Source organism: Paraclostridium tenue, assembly GCF_039521565.1.
Lineage (GTDB): Bacteria > Bacillota > Clostridia > Peptostreptococcales > Peptostreptococcaceae > Paraclostridium > Paraclostridium tenue.
On record NZ_BAAACP010000012.1, the window covers coordinates 24342 to 46869 of the forward strand.

Annotated in this window: 24 protein-coding genes and 8 tRNA genes; 30 read left to right on the plus strand and 2 right to left on the minus strand. The window is 27.2% G+C overall.

All coding sequences use genetic code 11. The annotated features are described in order from the left end of the window. Positions 1–27 precede the first annotated feature (27 nt). The 27 genes from yedF to ABFX13_RS10295 all read left to right on the plus strand — a co-directional run bounded on the left by yedF (position 28) and on the right by ABFX13_RS10295 (position 17401). Complete coding sequence (yedF, locus tag ABFX13_RS10165) at positions 28–618, plus strand: sulfurtransferase-like selenium metabolism protein YedF (RefSeq protein WP_346045598.1); 591 nt, start codon at positions 28–30, stop codon at positions 616–618. An 85-nt stretch (positions 619–703) separates the two neighbouring features. Next, positions 704–967, plus strand: a complete 264-nt coding sequence (locus tag ABFX13_RS10170) for a putative Se/S carrier protein (protein ID WP_147547637.1) — start codon at positions 704–706, stop codon at positions 965–967. Positions 968–978: 11 nt separating this feature from the next. Then, positions 979–1164 (plus strand): DUF951 domain-containing protein, encoded by a 186-nt coding sequence (locus tag ABFX13_RS10175; protein WP_147547635.1) that lies wholly within the window; start codon positions 979–981, stop codon positions 1162–1164. A 63-nt stretch (positions 1165–1227) separates the two neighbouring features. Further along, positions 1228–2430 carry an aminotransferase-like domain-containing protein gene (locus ABFX13_RS10180; protein WP_346045601.1) on the plus strand — a complete coding sequence of 401 codons (1203 nt, stop codon included), beginning with the start codon at positions 1228–1230 and terminating at the stop codon, positions 2428–2430. A gap of 290 nt (positions 2431–2720) precedes the next feature. Beyond that, positions 2721–2999 (plus strand): 30S ribosomal protein S6, encoded by a 279-nt coding sequence (gene rpsF, locus ABFX13_RS10185; RefSeq protein ID WP_147547631.1) that lies wholly within the window; start codon positions 2721–2723, stop codon positions 2997–2999. A gap of 41 nt (positions 3000–3040) precedes the next feature. Next, positions 3041–3490, plus strand: coding sequence for a single-stranded DNA-binding protein (locus ABFX13_RS10190; RefSeq protein ID WP_147547629.1), 450 nt, complete (start codon positions 3041–3043; stop codon positions 3488–3490). A gap of 17 nt (positions 3491–3507) precedes the next feature. Further along, positions 3508–3735 carry a 30S ribosomal protein S18 gene (gene rpsR / locus ABFX13_RS10195; protein WP_021127409.1) on the plus strand — a complete coding sequence of 76 codons (228 nt, stop codon included), beginning with the start codon at positions 3508–3510 and terminating at the stop codon, positions 3733–3735. A 91-nt stretch (positions 3736–3826) separates the two neighbouring features. After that, positions 3827–4147, plus strand: a complete 321-nt coding sequence (locus ABFX13_RS10200; protein WP_147547627.1) for a MazG-like family protein — start codon at positions 3827–3829, stop codon at positions 4145–4147. 7 nt (positions 4148–4154) lie between these two features. Further along, on the plus strand, positions 4155–5114 hold the full coding sequence (locus ABFX13_RS10205; RefSeq protein ID WP_346045605.1) for a YybS family protein: 960 nt from the start codon (positions 4155–4157) through the stop codon (positions 5112–5114). Positions 5115–5124: 10 nt separating this feature from the next. Continuing rightward, the gene (locus ABFX13_RS10210; RefSeq protein WP_346045607.1) at positions 5125–7125 is read left to right on the plus strand and encodes a DHH family phosphoesterase; all 2001 of its coding nucleotides are present in this window, start codon (positions 5125–5127) and stop codon (positions 7123–7125) included. Next, a complete protein-coding gene (gene rplI, locus ABFX13_RS10215; protein ID WP_346045609.1) occupies positions 7125–7574 on the plus strand; it encodes a 50S ribosomal protein L9 in 450 nt (149 codons plus the stop codon). Before ABFX13_RS10210 ends, rplI begins: the two co-directional genes overlap by 1 nt. Positions 7575–7596: 22 nt before the next feature. Beyond that, complete coding sequence (gene dnaB / locus ABFX13_RS10220; protein WP_346045611.1) at positions 7597–8925, plus strand: replicative DNA helicase; 1329 nt, start codon at positions 7597–7599, stop codon at positions 8923–8925. 195 nt (positions 8926–9120) lie between these two features. Then, the gene (locus ABFX13_RS10225; RefSeq protein WP_346045613.1) at positions 9121–9414 is read left to right on the plus strand and encodes a hypothetical protein; all 294 of its coding nucleotides are present in this window, start codon (positions 9121–9123) and stop codon (positions 9412–9414) included. Between the two features lie 79 nt (positions 9415–9493). Continuing rightward, positions 9494–10777 (plus strand): adenylosuccinate synthase, encoded by a 1284-nt coding sequence (locus ABFX13_RS10230; RefSeq protein ID WP_346045615.1) that lies wholly within the window; start codon positions 9494–9496, stop codon positions 10775–10777. A gap of 354 nt (positions 10778–11131) precedes the next feature. Next, positions 11132–11207 (plus strand) — tRNA-Lys (locus tag ABFX13_RS10235). Positions 11208–11215: 8 nt separating this feature from the next. Beyond that, positions 11216–11290: transfer RNA gene (locus tag ABFX13_RS10240), tRNA-Glu, on the plus strand. 7 nt (positions 11291–11297) lie between these two features. Continuing rightward, positions 11298–11373 (plus strand) — tRNA-Val (locus ABFX13_RS10245). A gap of 7 nt (positions 11374–11380) precedes the next feature. Then, positions 11381–11457, plus strand: a tRNA-Asp gene (locus tag ABFX13_RS10250). Between the two features lie 12 nt (positions 11458–11469). Further along, positions 11470–11544, plus strand: a tRNA-Thr gene (locus ABFX13_RS10255). A gap of 9 nt (positions 11545–11553) precedes the next feature. Continuing rightward, positions 11554–11629: transfer RNA gene (locus tag ABFX13_RS10260), tRNA-Lys, on the plus strand. Between the two features lie 24 nt (positions 11630–11653). Beyond that, positions 11654–11728: transfer RNA gene (locus tag ABFX13_RS10265), tRNA-Glu, on the plus strand. 6 nt (positions 11729–11734) lie between these two features. Continuing rightward, positions 11735–11810 (plus strand) — tRNA-Val (locus ABFX13_RS10270). Positions 11811–11931: 121 nt separating this feature from the next. Further along, positions 11932–12648, plus strand: a complete 717-nt coding sequence (locus ABFX13_RS10275) for a LytR/AlgR family response regulator transcription factor (RefSeq protein WP_346045617.1) — start codon at positions 11932–11934, stop codon at positions 12646–12648. Then, positions 12642–13115 (plus strand): hypothetical protein, encoded by a 474-nt coding sequence (locus ABFX13_RS10280; RefSeq protein ID WP_346045619.1) that lies wholly within the window; start codon positions 12642–12644, stop codon positions 13113–13115. Before ABFX13_RS10275 ends, ABFX13_RS10280 begins: the two co-directional genes overlap by 7 nt. A 64-nt stretch (positions 13116–13179) precedes the next feature. Next, the gene (locus ABFX13_RS10285; RefSeq protein ID WP_346045621.1) at positions 13180–13995 is read left to right on the plus strand and encodes an ATP-binding protein; all 816 of its coding nucleotides are present in this window, start codon (positions 13180–13182) and stop codon (positions 13993–13995) included. Positions 13996–14136: 141 nt separating this feature from the next. After that, on the plus strand, positions 14137–16707 hold the full coding sequence (locus tag ABFX13_RS10290; protein ID WP_346045623.1) for an ABC transporter permease: 2571 nt from the start codon (positions 14137–14139) through the stop codon (positions 16705–16707). A gap of 16 nt (positions 16708–16723) precedes the next feature. Continuing rightward, complete coding sequence (locus ABFX13_RS10295; protein ID WP_346045741.1) at positions 16724–17401, plus strand: ABC transporter ATP-binding protein; 678 nt, start codon at positions 16724–16726, stop codon at positions 17399–17401. Between the two features lie 37 nt (positions 17402–17438). Here ABFX13_RS10295 and ABFX13_RS10300 read toward each other — a convergent pair whose 3' ends face one another. Together ABFX13_RS10300 and ABFX13_RS10305 are read right to left on the minus strand one after the other, a co-directional pair. Further along, positions 17439–18434 carry an ATP-binding protein gene (locus ABFX13_RS10300; protein WP_346045625.1) on the minus strand — a complete coding sequence of 332 codons (996 nt, stop codon included), beginning with the start codon at positions 18432–18434 and terminating at the stop codon, positions 17439–17441. Positions 18435–18456: 22 nt separating this feature from the next. After that, a complete protein-coding gene (locus ABFX13_RS10305; RefSeq protein WP_346045629.1) occupies positions 18457–19515 on the minus strand; it encodes a DnaD domain protein in 1059 nt (352 codons plus the stop codon). Between the two features lie 99 nt (positions 19516–19614). Here ABFX13_RS10305 and ABFX13_RS10310 point away from each other — a divergent pair, with 99 nt between their 5' ends. The 3 genes from ABFX13_RS10310 (at position 19615) to rlmH (ending at position 22455) form a co-directional block, all read left to right on the plus strand. Beyond that, entirely contained in the window at positions 19615–21078 is a 1464-nt protein-coding gene (locus ABFX13_RS10310) for a M1 family metallopeptidase (RefSeq protein WP_346045634.1), read from the plus strand. 87 nt (positions 21079–21165) lie between these two features. Beyond that, complete coding sequence (locus ABFX13_RS10315; RefSeq protein WP_346045639.1) at positions 21166–21960, plus strand: MBL fold metallo-hydrolase; 795 nt, start codon at positions 21166–21168, stop codon at positions 21958–21960. Between the two features lie 15 nt (positions 21961–21975). Next, complete coding sequence (gene rlmH, locus ABFX13_RS10320; protein ID WP_147547607.1) at positions 21976–22455, plus strand: 23S rRNA (pseudouridine(1915)-N(3))-methyltransferase RlmH; 480 nt, start codon at positions 21976–21978, stop codon at positions 22453–22455. Positions 22456–22528 lie beyond the last annotated feature (73 nt).

The window sequence follows — 22528 nt, forward strand, 5'->3', positions numbered from 1 at the left end:
GTATCATATTTAAGGAGATGAGTATTTATGAGAATAGAGTTAGATGCAAGAGGATTAGCCTGTCCTAAACCAGTTATAAATACTAAGAAAGAACTAGATAATATTGACCAAGGGGTAGTAGTAGTAACTGTAGATAATGAAATGGCTAAAGAAAATGTGTTAAAATTAGCAAAATCAATGAACCACCAAGCTAATGTTTTAAAATCAGAAAAAGATTTAATTTGTATAGAGATTATAAAAGGTGAAAATGTTATAATAGAAGAAAAATCACAAGAGTCTTTATCAGATACATGTATATTTATAAATTCAGATAAAATAGGAAATGGAAACGATGAATTAGGACATGTTCTTATGAAAGGATATATATATACTTTAACAGAAAGTAAGCCATATCCAAAGAGTATATTATTTGTTAATAGTGCAATAAAGTTAACAACAGAAAATGAAGCAACAATAGAAAATCTTAAGTTATTACAAGATGCAGGTGTAGAGATATTATCTTGTGGAACATGTTTAGATTATTACGGATTAAAAGATGCTTTAAAAGTTGGAACAGTAACAAATATGTATACAATTGTAGAAACAATGAACAATTCATCAAAAACTATATCTATATAAATAATAAAGACTACATGACAAGTTTATGTAGTCTTTATTTATGTATAAAATTAATATATAAAGACATGGAAAGGAAGAACAAACAATGAATGAAATGTATATAGTAGCATTTAACTCAACTCATCATGCAATAAGAACAGATAAAGTTTTAAATGAAAAAGCTATAAAGGTAACAACTTTACCGACACCTAGAGAAATAAGTTCTAGTTGTGGAATATCAGTTAGGTTTTTAGAAAAAGATATGGATACAGTAGTAGAAACATTAGAAGAAAATGAAATTTTATATCATGGAATTTTCAAAGTCACTAGAGTAAGTGGAGGACAAAAAGAAATAACTAAGTTAAGATAGGAGTGATATTAATGCCAATGAAATTAAATATAGGAGATGTTGTTGAATTAAAAAAACAACATCCATGTGGTTGTAAAGATTTTAAAATAACTAGAGTAGGTATGGATTTTAAAATAAAATGTTTAAAGTGTGAAAGAGTAGTACAATTAGATAGAGAAACTTTAGAAAAAAGAATAAAAAAGGTAAAAGACTTGTAAAAATCGCCCTTTATTTGCTATAATTAAACTGGGAAAACATTTACCAAGGGGGGAAACTTAATTATGGCTATCAAATTTGCAAAAAGAATGGATGGATTAAAAGGGTCTGAAATTCGTGAACTTTTAAAGTTAACGGAAAAACCAGAAGTAATATCTTTTGCAGGTGGACTTCCGGCTCCGGAATTATTTCCAGTAGAAGAAATGAAGGAAATATCGAGGCTAGTATTAGAGGAATCAGGAAAAGAAGCTCTTCAATACACAACTACAGAAGGGTTTGGACCTTTAAGAGAACAAATAGCTGAAAGAATGAACAGAAAGTTAAAAACTGACATTTCAAAAGATGACTTACTAATAACAAGTGGATCTCAACAAGGACTAGATTTTGCAGGGAAGATATTTTTAAATGAAGGGGATGTAGTTTTAGTCGAGAGTCCATCATATTTAGGAGCATTAAATGCTTTCAAATCATACTGTCCTACATTTATAGAAGTACCAACTGACAACAATGGAATGATAATTGAAGAGTTAGAAAAGATATTAGAATCAACAGAAAATGTAAAGATGATATATGTTATACCGGATTTCCAAAATCCAACAGGTAAAACATGGTCTATGGAAAGACGTAACAAATTCATGGATGTCATAAATAAGTTTGAAATACCAGTAGTAGAGGATAATCCATATGGGGAATTGAGATTTGAAGGTGAAATATTACCATCTTTAAAATCAATGGATGAAAAGGGGTTAGTTATATTCTTAGGTTCTTTCTCTAAGATATTCTGTCCAGGATATAGAATAGGATGGGTTTGTGCATCACCACAAATACTTTCTAAATTTGTATTTGTTAAGCAAGGAGCAGATTTACAAGCATCTACAATATCTCAGAGAGAAGTAAGTAAATTTATAGAAGTTTATGATTTAGATGCACATGTTGAAAAGATAAAAACAGTTTATAAAAAGCGTAGAGATTTAATGTTATCAACAATAAAAGAATACTTCCCAGAAGGAATAGAATATACACATCCAGAAGGTGGATTATTTACATGGATAGAGTTACCAAGCCATTTGGATGCTAGAAAGATAATGGAAAAATGTTTAGAAAATAATGTAGCTTATGTTCCAGGAGGGTCATTCTTCCCTAATGGAGGTAAGGAAAATACATTTAGACTAAACTATTCTAATATGCCAGATGAGAAGATAGTTGAAGGTGTTAAGAGATTAGCTGAAGCATTAAATGAAGCTCTTTTAGAAAATGCAAATATATAGATAAAAAAAGGAGTGACCTATTAGGTCACTCTTTTTTTAGGGGAGATTGGGATGAAATATGTTTAAGTTATGGGGTCTATATTATTATATTTAACAAAAATTAAAATTTTATACGTTTATAAATTTTTATTTATATAGATTACGATATATTAAATTTTAGAAAATAGGTTTAAAATAAAATTAAATTGACAATTTGTTTTATAAGTGATAAAATGTGTAAAGTATGAGATTTTAATCTCATTTCTCTGCTCTGCGTAGCAGAGCCGTAAGTCCAAAGGGAGGTGAATCGTGTGAGAAATTATGAATTAGTTTTCGTAGTAAAGCCTAATGCAGATGAAGAAGTAAGAACAGCTGTATTAAACAAAGTTAAAGAAGTTATAGCTACTGAAGGTGAAGTTGAGAAGGTAGATGTTTGGGGTACTAAGAAATTAGCATACCCAATAGCTAAGTTCACTGAAGGTCACTATGTATTAGTTAACTTTAAGGCTGGTGTTGATGTTCCAAAGGAATTAGACAGAAACTTAAAGATAAACGAGAACGTAATAAGACATATGATAGTTGTTGCTTAATAACTACTATATAATTTTTACGTAAATAGGCGGTGTTTTAAATGAATCAAGTTGTATTAGTGGGAAGATTAACGAAGGATCCTGAGTTAAGATATATCCCAGGAACAGGAACAGCCGTTGCAACATTCACTATTGCCATTGATAGAGATTATGCTAAAAAAGATGGTAGTAGAGAAACTGATTTTATACCTGTTGAAGTTATGGGAAAATCTGCTGAATTTTGTGCCAACTATATATCAAAAGGTAGACTAGTTGCCCTTCAAGGTTCTATAAGAGTGGACAATTACCAAACTCAATCTGGCGAAAGAAGAACTTTTACTAAGGTTAGCGCGAGAAATATACAAGCCTTAGATAGCAATAAAAATAGATCGGATAATCCATATCCAAGTCAAAATCAAGGTTTTGAGCCTAGCTTTGAACCAAGTTTTGAACCTACAGGATTAGATCCTCAAGGATTCCAAGCTATAGATGATGACGATATACCATTCTAAAAAGGAGGGAAACTGATATGATAAACAAAAAGAGACGTAAGAAAAAAAGAGTTTGTCAATTCTGTGCAGATAAAAATGCTAAGATAGACTACAAAAACACTCAAAGATTACAAAAATACGTAACTGAAAGAGGTAAAATATTACCTAGAAGAATAGCTGGTACTTGTGCTAAGCATCAAAGAGAATTAACAGTTGCTATAAAGAGAGCTAGAAACTTAGCTTTATTACCATATACATTAGACTAAGAAAAGGACGAGCCTTAAGGCTCGTTTTTTTATTGGTTAAAACTACTATGATTTATGATATAATGTTTATATATTAAGGAGGGGGGAAATAGTGAGACTAGATAAAAATTCAGAGATAACAAAGAATATAAAGATAATTGAATGGATGAAAACCGAATTAATTATTAGCTTAGGAGATTTGTTTAACCTTTTATTTAAAGGAACAAGATCAGTAGATCAAATATTACAAGATACTTTAGCTAATATAATTATGGTTACATACTTACTATCAAAAAGACTTGGGATTAGTTTTAAAGAAATAGATTATAAAATTAAGGAAAAGATAAAAGAAGGAATAGAGGAAGACCATAGCGTGGAGAGATGGTATGGAGATTTATCTAATCTTAAAAATTACCTAGATAACAGGGAGTGATATTAAATTGAATGATAAAACTAAATTAACTCAAGCGGCTATATTAACAGCTGTAGCTATAATTTTTTGTATTGCTACTGCATATATTCCGTTTTTAGGGTTACTTATGGTTGTTATTCCTGTTCCATATGCAATAATAGCAACAATGACAGGACATAAATATGCATTAATATCAGCTATAGCCTCTTTTTTCATATTAATATTAACCGTGAATTTTGTATATGCTTTAAATTTAGTTTTAATGAGCATGTTACCGGGGATAGCAGTTGGATATATGATTAATAAAGATAGTAATATAGAGGATAGGAATAAAAACTTTAAACCTATATTCTTTGGGACGGTAGCTTTTTTAATATCTACAATTGTATTTTTTACAATATCTAAAGCTTTATTTAATATAGACTTAATAGAGCAATTTTCAAAGATGTTAAAAACAACTGTAGAAACTCAATTTGCTATTATGGAAAGTACTAATATTATACAAAAAGGTGATATAGCACCTAAAGATATAATTAATGTTATGCAAAATACGATACCAACTATGTTATTTGCATGTAGCATAATTGCTTCGCTAATTACATATTATGTAGAAGCTTTTATTTTAAGAAGAATAAAAAGATTGAATTATAAGTTACCAAAGTTTTCAGATTTTTATTTACCAGGAAATGCTATAATAACATCTTTATTATTATATTTGCTAACAATGTTTTTATCGATGTTAAATATAGGCTTATATACAGATGCAATAATATTAAATTTACAATTAATATTTAGTATACTGTTTTTACTACAAGGTATATCTGTATCTATATATTTTATAAAAGAATGGAGAAAAAAATCACCAAGCAAAATAGGTTTTGCAATAATGGCTGTATTTTTATTATCAGGATCAATGATTTTAAGCTTTGTAGGAATGCTAGATAGTGCAATTGACTTTAGAAAGGTGAGAAACTACAAATCCACTTAGGAGGGTAGAAATGTTTGATAAGTCGACCTTTAAATTTAATATGCCAGAGATAAATGTATATATAGTGGTAATTGGAATCCTTAGTCTTATACTAATGTATTACAACATATATATAGGATCTATTGTATTTATAGTTTTTATATATATTGTTTTTCATAATTGGAGAATAAGAGATATAAGAAGGAGAGAATGGAATAAATACATTCAAGATTTAGCTGTAGATATTGATGAAGTTACTAAAAAAGCTATACTAAATCTACCAATGCCTTTATGTATATTAGAATTTGATGGTAGTATTACATGGTATAACACTAGGTTCTATGAAATGACAGAAAAAGAAGATACCTTAGGTATGAATATAGAAAATCTTGTTAAAAATATAGATTTAAGAAAAGTTTTAAATGAAAATAAAGAATTATATACAAATATAAAGTACAAAGATAGAGATTACACTATAGTATATAATGTGATAAAAAGTGATCAAGGTGAAAAAGCTAAGTATTTAATGATGCTTTATTGGATTGATAAAACAGAATATTTAGATTTAGAAAGTAAATATAACCAAGAAAAAAATGTAATAGCAACTATACAAGTAGATGGATATGATGAAGTTTTACAAAGTGCACCAGAAGAAAGAAGACCATTAATCAATGTAGAGATTGATAAAATCCTGGCTTCTTTAGAAGTAAGCTGTAATGGAGCTCTTGAAAAAACTTCAAAAGATAAATATTTCTTAGTATTAAGTAAAAATGAACTTGATAAATTAGAAGCTGATAAATTCTCTATTTTAGATAAAATAAGAGAAATAGACCAAGAAAATAACTTACCTGTAACTATAAGTATTGGTATAGGAATAGAAGGTAAGACAATTAATGAAAACTTCAAGTTAGCTCAAGGAGCATTGGATTTGGCTTTAGGTAGAGGTGGAGATCAAGCTGTAATAAAGACAAAAGATAAATCTATTTTCTACGGTGGTAAATCAAAAGCAGTAGAAAAGAAAACTAAAGTTAAATCAAGATTAATAGGTCATGCTCTTAGAGAGATTATATTAGAAAGTAAAGAAATATATATAATGGGACATAAATATCCAGATATGGATGCTATGGGGGCAGCAGTAGGAATTTATGATATATGTAAATCATGCAATAAAAATGCCAATATAGTATTAAATGCTTCTAATGATTCTATAGATGAATTTGTCAATAGAATTAAGAACTCTAACTATTATACTAATGTCTTTATATCTAAAGATGATGCTATAAAAAACTGTACTAAGGATACATTGGTAATTGTAGTTGATACACATAGACCAAACTTTACAGAATGTCCTGAATTATTAAAGATATCTGAAAAGATAGTTGTAATAGATCATCACAGAAGAGGTGTTGAATTTATAAATGACACTGTTCTTTTATTCCATGAAACTTATGTATCATCAACTTGTGAGATGGTGACAGAATTAGTTCAGTATATGGAAGAGGATGTAAAAATAAATAAATTAACAGCTGAAGGATTACTAGCAGGAATAAGTTTAGATACAAAGAACTTTGCATTTAAGACTGGAGTTAGGACGTTTGAAGCAGCATCATATCTAAAAAAAGCAGGAGCAGATACTATAGAAGTAAAAAAATTATTTAATTCAAATCTTGAAGATTTTATAACTAAAGCTGAAATAATACAAAGTACTAAAGTTATAGACAATAAGATTTGTTTAGCTTACTGTAATGCTGATATAAATAATATAAACATAGTTGTGGCACAAGCTGCTGATGAACTTTTAAGTATAAAAGATGTAGAAGCATCATTTGTTTTGGGTAAAACAAAAAGTGGTACTATTTTTATAAGTGCTAGGTCTTTAGGATCTATCAATGTACATGTTTTAATGGAAAAGCTAGGTGGCGGTGGCCATATTGATATAGCAGGAGCTCAACTTGAAAATGTGTCCTTAGAAGAAGGTTATAAGATGGTATCAGATATCATAAAACAGTATCTAGAGGAGGAAGAAGAGTAATGAAAGTTATATTATTAAAAGACATAAAAGGAACAGGAAAAAAAGGAGATGTAAAAGAAGTTAGTGATGGATATGCTAGAAACTTTTTATTTCCTAAAAAATTAGCTGTTCAAGCAGGTAATACAGAGTTAAAAGAATTAAAAGAAAAACAAACATCTCAAAAAATAAAAGAACAAAAAGAATATGAAGCAGCAGTTGAATTAGGAAAGAAAATGGAAGAGATGAATGTAACTATATACTCTAAAGCAGGAGATGCTGGAAGATTATTTGGTTCAATAACTTCTAAAGATATAGCTGCTCAAATAAAGAAAGAACATGGAATCGAAGTAGATAAAAGAAAAGTTATGTTAGATGAGCCTATAAGAACTTTAGGATCAAGATTTGTTGAAATAAAAATACATCAAAAAGTTGTTACTAAAATGAGAGTAGATGTAAAAGAAAAACAATAAGAAGACACTAGAGGTGAGATAAATGGAGGATATAGGTAGAATTCCTCCACATAGTGTGGAGTCTGAGCAGTCTATATTAGGGTCTATACTATTAGATAAAGAGGCAATAATTACTGTTACAGAAACTATTCAGCCGGAAGATTTTTATAAAGAAGCACACAAGATAATCTATGAGTGCATGATGAAGTTAAATAATAAAAATGAACCTATAGACTTAATAACTCTTACAGAGGAATTAAGAAAACAAGGTCATTTAGAAGATGTAGGAGGAATAAGCTATATAACTAGTTTATCAACAATAGTACCTACAACTTCAAATGTAAAATATTATTCAGATATAGTAAAAGAAAAATCAGTTTTAAGAAAACTAATAAAAGTATCTAATGATATACTAAATTTAGGATATGATAGTTCTACAAAAGTAGAAGATATTTTAGAAAAAGCAGAAAAACAAATATTTGATATATCTCAAGAAAAATCTAGTGAAGATTTTCAGTCTATAAATTCAGTACTTATGGATACCTATGATATGATAGAAAGATTATATACTAATAAAGAAGAAATAACAGGTATAACAAGTGGATTTGAAGATCTAAACAAAAAGATTAATGGATTACAAAGAACAGACTTAATACTTATAGCAGCTCGTCCTGCCATGGGTAAGACTGCATTTTCACTAAATTTAGTTCAAAATGCAGCTCTTAAGGGCAATGCATCTGTAGCAGTATTTAGTTTAGAGATGTCAAAAGAACAATTAGTTCAACGTATGCTATCTGCACAATCTCATGTAGAGTTAAAAAAGATAAAAAATGGTAATTTAGATGAAAATGATTGGCCTAGAATAATAGATGCTATGTCAGTTTTATCTAATGCTAACATATATATAGATGATACTCCTGGTATAAAAATCAGTGAACTAAGATCAAAATGTAGAAAGCTAAAGATTGAAAAAGGTTTAGATTTAATACTTATAGATTACCTTCAACTTATGGAGGGTGATAATAATAATGAAAGTAGACAACAAGAAATATCTAAAATCTCAAGATCTTTAAAGATAATAGCTAAAGAACTTAACTGTCCTGTAGTAGCATTATCACAATTATCACGTGCACCAGAACAAAGATCAGATCACAGGCCTATGTTATCCGACTTAAGAGAATCTGGAGCTATAGAGCAAGATGCTGATATAGTAATGTTTTTATATAGAGATGAATATTATCATCCAGATTCAGAAAGAAAAAATATAGGTGAAGTTATTATAGCCAAAAACAGACATGGTGAAACTGGATCTGTTGAATTAGTATGGTTAGGTGAAATTCAAAAATTTGCAAACAAAGCTAGAGAAATGTAATAAGAATATCCACATGTTGATAATTTTATAAAATATATCACTTGTGGATATTTTTAAATTTATCAACAATTATACTTAGAAAAGGTTATCCACATTTTCCACAGTACAATTGTTGATAAATGTGGATAAAAAAAGCAAGCGATTTAGCTTGCTTTCTTATTAATTAGTATAAATTATTTTAACGGGGGAGAAAAAATGATAAATATAATATATATATATCCAAATACAGACTTTATAAACGGTGAAATTAATATATGTAGAATTATTGATGAAAAAATTAAGGAAACTTTGGTTATCTATGGAATAAAAAATAATAAAAATTTAAAAATATACATTACAAACACCATGACAGGAGATAATAAATTAATAAAGGAAATTGATAATTTAAATGAATTTAAAGAAAGTATATTGTCTAATGAAATTAAAATAAAAAGCCTAAAAGATTTAGTAGGAATAGAAAAATACATACTAAATAAAATAGGTCAATAAAAAAGGTTTTGAAAATAAAGCGAATGTTTGGTAAAATAAAAAAGTAAGTGTTCGAATAAAAAAATAGAGGTGAGTTAATATGAAGACTGTTGCTATAGTAGGCTCTCAATGGGGAGACGAAGGTAAAGGTAAAGTTATAGACTATTTAGCTACACAAGCTGATGTAGTAGTAAGAGGACAAGGTGGAAACAACGCAGGGCATACATTAGTTGTTGATGGAAAAAAATATGCACTACACCTAATACCATCAGGGGTTTTAAATCCTGAAACTATAAACGTAATAGGTAACGGAATAGTATTTGATCCAAAAGGATTTTTAGAAGAGTTAGCTAAACTTAATGCAGATAATATAAATACTAAAAATATAAAAATAAGTGATAGAGCACATGTTATATTCCCATATCACAAAGAATTAGATGCTTTAGCTGAAGAAGCTAGAGGAGATAACAAAATAGGTACTACTAAAAAAGGTATAGGACCTTGTTATATGGATAAAACAGAGAGATCTGGAATAAGAATATGTGACTTAATGGATAAAGATATATTTGCTAAGAAATTAAAAGCTCAAATAGAAGATAAAAATAAATTAGTTAAAAATGTATATGGAGCTGAAGGTTTTGACTTTGATGCTATATACAATGAGTACTTAGGGTATGCAGAGCAAATAAGACCTTTCGTAGATGATACTTCAGTTATAGTATATGATGCTATAAAAGCTGGAAAGAAAGTATTATTTGAAGGAGCTCAAGGTACATTACTAGATTTAGATTTAGGTACGTACCCATATGTAACATCATCTCACCCAACATCAGGAGGATTCTCTATAGGAGCAGGTGTTGGACCTAACATGATAAAAGATGTTGTAGGTATAGTTAAATCATATACAACTAGAGTTGGAGAAGGACCATTTGTTACAGAGTTAAATGATGAAACAGGTGATAGAATAAGAACTCAAGGAAGAGAGTTTGGAACAACTACTGGTAGAGCTAGAAGATGTGGATGGTTTGACGCTGTAATAGTTAGATATGCTGCTAGAGTAAACGGATTAACTAGTATATCTTTAATGTTATTAGACGTTTTAACTGGATTTGATACAGTTAAAATATGTACATCTTACAAAATGGGAGATAAAATATTAAAAGAATTCCCAGCTTCATTAGAAGACTTAGCTAAGTGTGAGCCTATATATGAAGAATTAGAAGGATGGTCAGAAGATTTAACAGGTATGGAAACTTATGAAGAACTTCCTGAAAATGCTAAGAAATATATAGCTAAGATAGAAGAATTAGTTGGAGTTAGTGTTGATATGGTTTCTGTTGGACCAAACAGAGCTCAAACTATAATAAGAAAGAATATATTCTAATTTAAAATATAAAAAATAGTTAATGCTTAGCATTAACTATTTTTTTATTAGTTTATGTATATAAAATTTTTAATATTTTTTTGAAATGTTACTTATATTATATATAAAAAAGTAATAGAAATTTCTAGGTTGAAAATAAAAATAAAATAAAAACTAATAATATTTTTTATTAATTTAACAAAAAATGCATAGAGAAAATGAGATTAAACCATTGAAAAATAGGGTATTTATATAATTTGGTTAAAAAAATAAAAAAAATTTTAAAAAAGTGTTGACGAAAGTTAATAAAGCTAATATAATAATATTTGTTGATACGGCGAACGAAAAAAGTCGAAACAACATCTCAGCAAAGATGATCCATTAGCTCAGTCGGTAGAGCACCTGACTTTTAATCAGGGTGTCCCGCGTTCGAGTCGCGGATGGATCACCATTTTTTATGGCTCATTGGTCAAGCGGTCAAGACACCGCCCTTTCACGGCGGTAACAGGGGTTCGATTCCCCTATGAGTCACCAATAATGTGGGATTATAGCTCAGCTGGGAGAGCACCTGCCTTACAAGCAGGGGGTCACAGGTTCGAGCCCTGTTAATCCCACCAATAATGCGGCCTGGTAGTTCAGCTGGTTAGAATGCCAGCCTGTCACGCTGGAGGTCGAGGGTTCGAGTCCCTTCCAGGTCGCCAAATTTTATATATGCTAGTGTGGCTCAACGGTAGAGCAGCTGACTTGTAATCAGCAGGTTGTAGGTTCGATTCCTATCACTAGCTCCATAAAAAGATGATCCATTAGCTCAGTCGGTAGAGCACCTGACTTTTAATCAGGGTGTCCCGCGTTCGAGTCGCGGATGGATCACCATTTTTTTATGTTAAAATTAAATAAGGCCCATTGGTCAAGCGGTCAAGACACCGCCCTTTCACGGCGGTAACAGGGGTTCGATTCCCCTATGGGTCACCAGCATTTGGGATTATAGCTCAGCTGGGAGAGCACCTGCCTTACAAGCAGGGGGTCACAGGTTCGAGCCCTGTTAATCCCACCAGTAAAACTCTTAGATTTTATCTAAGAGTTTTTTTATTTGTTAGGAAATTTAGTTAACTTAAAATATTGGTAAAACTTGTGTATAATAAGGATATAAATATATATGGAAAATAGGGGAGAATATGATACAAATAGTTTTATGTGAAGATCAAATTCAACATCAAAAAACAATAGAAAAGTTTCTTCAAAAAATCTTAGGGGAAAATAACACTGAGTATAATTTAAGAATCTACAAAAGCGGAGAAGAACTATTAAATGACTATCCCAAAAATGTAGATATATTTATACTTGATATTCAAATGGAAAAAATAAATGGAATGGATGTTGCTAGAAAGATAAGAGAAATAGATAAGAACAAACCTGAAATAATTTTTACAACATCACTTGTTGAATATATACAAGAGGGGTATGAAGTAAGAGCTTATAGATATTTATTAAAGCCTATAAAATATGAAAATTTAAAAAAACACATTTTAAGTTGCATAGATGAAGTTATAAATAAAAAGGATAAATTTATATTAATTGAAAATAAAAATGAAACTTACAAAATAAAAATAGAAGAAATAACATATATTGAAATTCAAAGAAAAGATATGAGTATACATACAGAAAGTAAAATATATAAAACGAAAATGACTATGGATAAAATAGAAAAAGAGTTAAAAAATTATAATTTTTATAGATGTCATAAAAGTTTTTTAGTGAACATAGATTATGTAGAAAATATAAAACAATATGTAGCTATACTTGATAATAAAGAAGAAGTACTGGTAAGTAGACATAGATTCAAAGATTTTAAACATAAATTTTTAAGTTCCTTAGGAGAAAAATTATGTTAGAAACTGAATTAATGTCAAGGTTAGTTATAGGAATATCAATATTTGTTGAATATTTTATTTTTATAAAAATATTAGATTCTCTAGAAAAAAGGAAATATGAAAAAAAATACTTAGATATTATATTTTTGCTAATTGGAATTTTAGATTCTATAATTCTATTTAATAGATCAACTCAGTATTATGATTTTATAAATAATTTAAAATGGATAGCATTTATTTTATTTACAAAGTTAAATTACAAATTGAGTAATTTTAAAGTATTATCATATTATATGATTTATACTATGGCATATTATATAACTTGGGAATTTGTATTTTCGATAGTTTTTTTTCTTGTAACAGGACAATCCATGCATGCAAGTAGTACATCAGAAAATAATTTTAATATTATATCGATTATAGAAAGTACGATTATAATTATTATAAATATAAGTTATATATATAATAAAAATATTAAAAAATATTGATAAGGAAAAAATAAATATAATGCTTATAATAGGATGTGTATTAAGTAATTTTATTATAGCATTTGTGAATAGTTTACCTAGATTTATATATAATATTAGGATTGATTATTATAATGAACTTACTGCATTTAATATAAATATAACTCCTAGATTGTCTTTTATAAATGGCATTTTACTTTTAATGATAGTTTTAAAAACTATTAAAGATATTAAAGAAAAAAGTGAAGAAAATTTATTAAAAGAAAAAGTAGATATGCAATATAATTACTATTTAAATTTACAAGAAACTCAAAATAAGGTAAAAAGACTTTATCATGATATGAGTAACCATATGATGTGCATTAAGAGTATGAGTTCTGAGAAAGAAGATGTAAATAAATATATAGATGAAGTTAGTAAAGAATTAAATGGAATTAAAGAAATATATAATACAGGGAATATGATATTAGATATTGTATTAAATGAAAAACAAGTTGATTGTAATGAAAATAATATAAATTTATTTTGTGATATTAATTTTTCAAAGTGTAATTTTATAGAAATGATAGATGTATGTAGCATATTTTCAAATATACTAGACAATGCTATAGAAGCTTGTAATAAGATAAAAAATGATGAAAAATATATAAAAATAAGAGGAACTTTTGTAAAATCATATTATGTTATAAGATGTGAAAATTCTAAAGTAAATAAAGTAAAAATAAAAAATAATAGAATAATAAGTAGTAAAAAGGATAAATTTATTCATGGAATAGGTTTAAAAAGTGTTAAATCATCATTGAAAAAGTATGATGGAGAATTAGAAATAGAGGATTTCGAAGATAAATTTTTGGTACAAATTTATATACCGATAGATAAAAACATGACAGTTGGGATTTAAAAAATACCAGTTGTACTATATATATTGAAGCAAAAAAAACAAGGTGTTATCTTTAAAACATAAAAGATAACACTTTATTTTTTACAAAAAATCATTAAAAGTGTTATATAAAGGGTGTAATTATAAAAGGGAGGTTATATTTTGAAGATTAGTTTAAAATTAGCGATTGCTTATATGAAAGAACAAAAGGGAAGAACTATTGCACTAATAACAAGTATAGCATTAGCAGTAATATTAGTACTTACGTTAAATGTCATACCAGAAACAAAAAGTAAACTAGAAATAGAACAAGCATATAAAAACTTTAGTGACTATCATGTTGAGTACAATGGATTAAAAAGTGATATAGTGAATAAATTAAAAAAAGATAAAGAAGTAACTGAAATTAATGATATTTTAGGATTGGGCGAAATCGTAGGTAAAAATGGAATATTATTACAGTTAAATTCATATAGTAAAAATTTTTTAGATTCTTATGGATATAAATTAATAAAAGGAACTGAGCCTAAGAATGCAAATGAAATAGTTTTAGAAGAGAAAGCATTAAAAGAAATGAATTTGAAGGATGATTTAAATCAAGAAATTGACTTTAAAATTGTAAAATATTATGTAGATAAAAATAATGAAAATCAAATATTCAGCAAGGATAAAAAATTTAAATTAGTGGGTATAGTAAAAAAACCAGAGGGATATTATACAAATTCAGATGGGCACACAAACGAAAATGAATATTATGTAGTAAAGGGTTTTACAAAAGATAACCTTAATGAAGAAATTTTACCAAATAACTTAGTCACTCATAATGGTACTTTGTATCTAAATACATCTAAACCTGATATTGGAAAGTCCTATGAAATGATAAACAAATATGGTTTATCTGAATCGAATTTCATGATAAATGCATCATTAACACAAGCTTTAAGTAATTATGAGATGTCAAAAGAAACTCTATATACAAAAAGACAAAAGTTATATCCTATGTTGTCAGCAACTTTAGTTATATGTAATATATTTAGTATTGTTTTAATAGATATGACAAAACAAATAGGAATATTAAGAGCAATAGGTCTATCTAAAAACAAAGTAAGACTTATGATAATTATGGAAAGTATTGTAGTTTTATCATTAGGACTTTTATGTGGATTTTTATTAGGAATATTAGCATCTTATTTAGGCTTTGCTATTATTTATGGAAAAATTGTAAATCTGTATTTAAGTAAAGCTAGTATATTAGAACCTATGATAATGGCTAGTATAGCTGTGTTAATATCTAGTTTAGTTCCAATATATAAAAGTGGAAAAATATCTCCAATAGAAGCAATTAGAACTAGTGATAAAATTAATAAAAGACAAAAAAATAGATTTTACTATAAATTAATAAGAAAAATATTTGGGTTTACCGGAGAGATGGCTTATAAAAATTTATGGAGAAATAAAGTTAGAACTATATTATGTGTTATATCTATAAGTTTAGGTGGGGTGCTTTTTATAGATACGATAGCTATGGGAAAGAGTTTAGATAATAGTTTAGATAATAGTAGTATGCCTGTTATGATGATGGGAAAGAGTGATATAAAGTTAGCTCATAATGTCAATAATGCAGATTCTAATTTTACAAAATATAGTAAAGCTGAAATAGAAAAAATTTCAAAGATAAAGGAAGTACAAAGTTTAAATCCAATTATGGAATTAAATGGATATTTTCTGATAAATTCTGATGATTTAACAAAAAAATATAAAAGTTCAAATGGTATAGATGATGAAAATAAAAAATTAGAAGAATATTTAGAAGTTGAAGGACATAGTAACGATAGCTTAAAAAATTTAGATAAATATATTGAAGAGGGAAAAAATATAGATAACAAAACTAAAGGAAAATATCCAAAAGCTTTAGTAACAAATTATTTTTATTCTATTCAAGATGCATCTCCTCATACTAAGTTACTCAACAATATTAAAGTAGGAGACTTGATAGATATAAAAATACCAGTTATAAAAAATAACAAACTAGAATATAAAAATGAAAAAGTAGAAGTTACTGGAATTTTAAATGGAGACTATGTATTAAAAGAAGGTGGCCTTTCAGGCGGAATGAAAGTTGTTTTAAATGAAGATGATTTTAAAAATATAAGTGGGCGAGAAAATTACAATAAGTTAAATATTCAGATTGAAAAAGGTAGCGATAAAAAAGCTGAGAATGAAATAGAAAAGGTTATAAAAAACAACCCATTTTCAAAAATTGAAAGTAAGTATAATTACAAAAACTTATATATAAAACAAACTGAAAAAAACACAAAAGAAACATTAGTAATCGTAGCTTTAATACTTTTAATATCTTCTATAAATATATTATGTATAATAAAAGCTAATATAATGACTAGAATGAAAGAACTTTCAACATTAAGAGCAATAGGTATGAGTAGTAAAAAGATTAAAAGTATGATTATAAAAGAAAATTTAATGTATGCAATATTTGCATCTATATTATCGAGTGTATTTGCAACTCATAGTATTTACGAATTTACAAAAATGGTGAATGAAATACACAGACAAGGATTAGGTACAAATGAGACTATGATGTTTAAATTACCAATACTTGAAAGTATAGAGTTCTTAATGGCATCTATAATAATGTGTTTAATGGCAGTATTTTTATGTAAAAAGAAAATAGAAAAAATAAGTATAGTAGAAGGGTTAAATACAAATGAATAAAGGTGGGGATTTTATGATGAATATATTAGATATAATAAATTTAAATAAAACTTATGGTAAAGGTGAAAATAAAGTACACGCATTAAAAGATATAAATTTATCTATAGAAAAAGGAAAATTTACAGCTATAATAGGTCCTAGTGGAAGTGGTAAAAGTAGTCTTTTAAACTGTATAGCAGGACTAGATAATATATCATCAGGAAAAGTTCTTTTAAATGGAAAAGATATTTCAACTTTAAGTGAAAATAAGCTATCAAAATTAAGAAGTGAAGAATTTGGATTTATATTTCAGAATTTTAACTTAATACCAGTTATAAATTTATATGAAAATATAATACTTCCAATATCAATAGATGATAAAAAAGTAGATAAAGAATATATAGATAGTATAGTTGATAAGCTAGGACTTAAAGATAAAATTAATAAATTTCCAAATGAATTAAGTGGAGGGCAACAACAAAGGGTTGCTATTGCAAGAGCTCTAGCTAATAAACCAAAAATTATTTTTGCAGATGAGCCAACAGGAAACTTAGATAGTAAAACTACAGAAGAAGTAATGGATTTATTAGAAAGTTGTGTTAAAAAATTTGGACAAACATTAGTTATGATAACTCATAATAATGAAATTGCTAAAACAGCAGATGTTTGTATTGAAATTAAAGATGGACAAATAATAAAAAATTCACAAAAATAATCAAAAAAATAGCTAAGATAGAAAATAACTATATTTTCTACTTAGCTGTTTTTTGTTCCCATCTTAAATCATTACCTATAAACTTAACCATTCTAAATCTGTCAAACACTCTAGAGAATATTCTTTGAGCATAAATATCGCCTAATTGCATAGGTGATAAATTAGTTGAAATTATAGTTTTCTTTCCTGATAACAATCTAGTATTTAATATGTTAAATAACTCACTGTTAGTAAAAGAATTGGTAAGCTCTGTTCCTAAATCATCTATAATTAATAAATCACAATCAAATAAATTATTATAATTATCTTTAGTTATATGATCATGTGTATTTTTAAACTTATAATCTTCTATAATCTCAAACATTTTAAATGCAGTTTGATAAATAACTAAATGACCTTTATCTAAAAGTTCTTTAGCAACACAGTTACACATAAAACTTTTACCTAAACCAGTATCTCCATAGAAAAGCATGTTTTCATCATTATCTTTATCGAAGTTTATAACAAACCCTTCACATATAGATAAAATTTCTAATATATTTTCTCGTGGAGATAAACCAGAAGACTCATCTCTTTCGTTAGAAAAAATAGAATCATCAAATGTTGAAAAATTTTGATGATGTAAAACTCTTGATAAATTTGACATATTATAAGCTTCATTTACTATTCTTTGCTTTAAGCAATTACATTTACGTCCATTTGATAAAAAGCCTGTATCTTTACACATAATACAATCATGTTTAAGATTTAGATATCCCTTTGGAACTTTATTATCTAGAAGCATAAGTTCTTTTTTTTGTTTTAATTCATCCATTCTTAACTTAGCTTCATTTAAAATAGATTCTTTATCATTTGGGTTTAGCAAAACTAACTTAGCAAGTTTTAGACCTATTTGTCCAATTTCATCGTCTATATCTTTAATTTCAGGTATTCTAGAATAAACTTTCTTTTTTCTTTCATTTAATTCACGTTCAGATTGTTCTCTTTTTCTTTCATAGGAAGTAAGTATTTCTCTTAATGTTGATTCTTTCATGTAATCACCTACCTAAAATAAATTATCTAAATTTACCTTTTTGACTTTCTTGAAGTATTTTCTCTAATTCATCAGGACTATATTTAGTAAAAGTCTGATTTATATTATGGAATCTAGTTTTAACTTGCTTAGCATTATTTTTAGATTCATTTGAATTAGCTCTTTTTATATCTGATTTACGTTTAAATTCATCTTCAGATACTCTTAAGTCTTCTAATGTTTTAATATTTTTTTCATTCCAACTTTTAACTATACCATTAATATAAGATATAGAAGGATTAGAGATATTTTTAGACTTAGAACAAGCTTCTAAAATAAGTTCTATATCAAATTTATATTTATCAAACCAAATATCCATAAGTTCTTTCTCAGATCTTGTAGGTTGTCTAGAAAATCCAAGCTCATTAAATACTGTTTTATACATCATAAATCTTTTGCTTCTTTCAGCAAAACTATTTTGTACTTCTTCAGGAGTATACAGATTAGCATCGTACCAATTTCTAATAATTCCTTCTATATAACTTACTGGTTTAGATGTTCCTGTTTGCTCTTTAACATGCTCATAAGCACATAATATCATATCTGTACTCATATTATACTTGTCCATCATATCCAAGATTGAGATTTTTTCACTAGGTTGAAGATGTCTACCAATAACTTGATTTATACAATTAAACATTTTTCTAACTTGAAGATTTTCACCTGCAGAAACAATACTATTAACGTCAGATTTTATAGAGTGATTCTGATTTAATATATTATCCATATATATTTTTTTCAAATCTAAAAATTCTATTGAAAAATTAAAATCATCACTACCTTCATTATTATGCTTTTTAACTAATTTTTTTTCTTCCCAGAAATCCCAAGCTGCTAATACATCAGATAAGGGTATATTTAAATTCCTTGCAATAGAATTATTATTAAATTTAGGGTTAGAAGTCATATCGCAAGCATATCTAAATCCTAAAAGATAAACTTGTACGTATAATCCATTAGCCATTGGCATAAATATATCTATAAATATGTTATCAATAGTAGTTTGGCCTAAATCTATTTCATTGACTTCTTTAAAAAACATTTTATCACCTCAAATTGATTATATCATAAAATCTATTACAAATTTATGATGTAGATAATTAAAAAAAATATTCATTAAACACAAAGGGGAGGAATTTAATTGATTATTGACTTTAGAAAAAAGACTAGAATATTTATATCTTTATTTATGGTAATTACTATTTTTGTGGGAGGTATAATTTATTTTAATAAAGAAAAATATACACAAGTTTTAAACATTAAAAATGAAGCTAAAAGTAGTTATACTATGGATGTAATTCTTGAAGATGAAAGTAAAAGGTTAATGTGTAATCAAAATATAAAGTATATAAATAATCAAAATAAAAATCTAAAAAGTTTATATTTTCATATATACCCAAATGCCTTTTCAAATGAAGAATTTACACCATTTGAAAAATCACAAATGAAACAAGCATATCCAAATGGATTTAATGAAGGATATATAGATATTCAAAACATATTAATTGGAGATAAAAAAGTAAAATATACTATAACAGGTGAAAAAGAAGATATCTTAGAGTTAAAATTAGACAAACCACTAAAGCCTAATGAGACAGTATCTATAGATATGAAATTTAATGTAAAAATTCCAAATTCAATAGGTAGATTTGGATATGGGGATAATACAATAAATGTTACAAATTGGTTTCCTATTGCCTGTGTATATGATGATAAAGGATGGAACAACAAAAGCTATGAAACAATAGGTGACCCATTTTACAGTGATACTAGCGACTTTAAAGTGACAATATTAGCTCCTGCTGAGTATAAAATCGGGGCTACAGGAAAGGTTATTGAATCTAAAACTGATAATAAAAAGTCAATGTATACAATTGAAGCTAAAAATGTACGTGATTTTGCTTTTATACTAAGTAAAAAGTTTAATGTAAAAAAAGATTATGTAGATGATATAGAAATAGTAACATACAATTTAAATAATAAGTTTTCAAATTTAGCTACTAAAATATCTAAAGAGTCAATAGATATATTTAATGATATGTTTGGGAAATATCCTTATAATATATATTCAGTTATAGCAAGTGATTTTTATATAGGGGGAATGGAATATCCTACATTGTCTATGATAGATGAAAGTTTGTATACAAATAAAAATAAATTTTTACTAGAGTATGTTATAGCTCATGAAACAGCTCATCAATGGTGGTATAGTGTAGTTGGAAATGATGAAGTTAGTGAGCCATGGCTAGATGAAGCCTTGACAGAATATTCAACAATACTATACTTTGAAAAAAAATATGGGAAAAGTATGGCAAATAATTTAATGGATACTATGTCTACACAAACAAAATCTTATTCTAGTAAAGATATTTTTAAACCTTGCGATCAGTATAAAAATTCAACAGAATATAGTTTGAATGTATACACTAAAGGAGCTGTTATGTTTCATCAAATAAGACAAGAAGTTGGAGATAAGGTATTTTTTAATGTTTTAAAAGAATATTACAATACATATAGATTTAAAAATGTGAATGGAGCTCAATTTGTTGAGTTGTGGAAAAAAAACGGAGTAGATATAGACAATATAATAAACAAATATAAATAAATTTAAGTTAGAGTCTTAAAAAATTTTTTAAGGCTCTAATTTTTTGGTATAATATAATTCATGATTATTAAAGAAAGAGGTGACCGCATGCTAGAATATAGTTCTATAGGAAGTGGGAGTAGCGGAAATTGTCATTATATTGGATATAAGAATACTAAGGTTCTAGTTGATGCAGGCCTTAGCGGTAAAAGAATAACAACTAATTTAAAAGATTTAGATATAGATATAAATAAAATAAAGGGAATATTTATAACGCATGAACACTCAGATCATATAAAAGGTGCAGGAATATTATCTAGAAAATTTGATATTCCTATATTTGCAAATGTAAAAACATGGTGTGCAATGAAAGATAAGATAGGGGATATAAAAGATAAAAACATGAAGGTTTTTGAAAATGATAAAACTTATTCTTTAGATGATTTAATAATAAGACCATTTTCAACATCACATGACTCTGCTGATTCTGTAGGATATAATTTCTATAATGATAAACAGGAAAAGCTATCTATAGCAACGGATATAGGTTGCATAACTGAAAATTTAAAAAAACATTTATATAAATCAAAACTAGTAGTTTTAGAGTCTAACTATGACCCTAATATGCTTATGATGGGATCTTATCCATATGCATTAAAGAAAAGAGTTATGTCTGAAACAGGACATTTATCTAATGAAGAAGCTGCAAAGTTTTGTGTGGAACTAGTAAATCAAGGTACAGAGTCTATATTGCTTGCACATTTAAGTAAAGAAAATAACTTCCCTGAGTTAGCATATGAAACGTCTAAAGGTGTATTATTACAAAATAATATGATAATTGGGCAAGATCTTAAGTTAGATGTTCTTTTAAGAGAAGATGCATCAGATATATATAAATTATAATGATTGGAGAAATTTATGAATATAACTGTAATAAGTGTAGGTAAGCTTAAAGAGAAGTACTTAAAGCTAGGGATAGAAGAATTTAGTAAAAGATTATCTAAGTATTGTAAATTAGATATGATAGAACTAGATGATGAAAAATGCCCTGAGAATCTAAGCGATAAAGACATGGAAATTGTTAAAAATAAAGAAGGTAATAAGATTTTAAGTAAGATAAAAAATAATAGTTATGTTATAGCTTTAGCCATAGATGGAAAAAATTTATCATCTGAAGAATTAGCTAGTACTATTAGTAACTTAGCTGTCAGAGGCAATAGCCATATAACTTTTGTTATAGGTGGGTCTTTAGGTCTTTCAACGGAAGTTTTAAAAAGAGCTGATTATAAGTTATCTTTTTCTAAGATGACCTTCCCTCATCAATTAATGAAGTTAATACTTTTAGAACAAGTATATAGATCTTTTAGAATAAATAACAATGAACCGTATCACAAGTAAGGTAGCGCGGATGATAAGAGTAAAAATTTAGATATATAATTTAGATCTTAGTTATACTTAAAAAATAATTAGT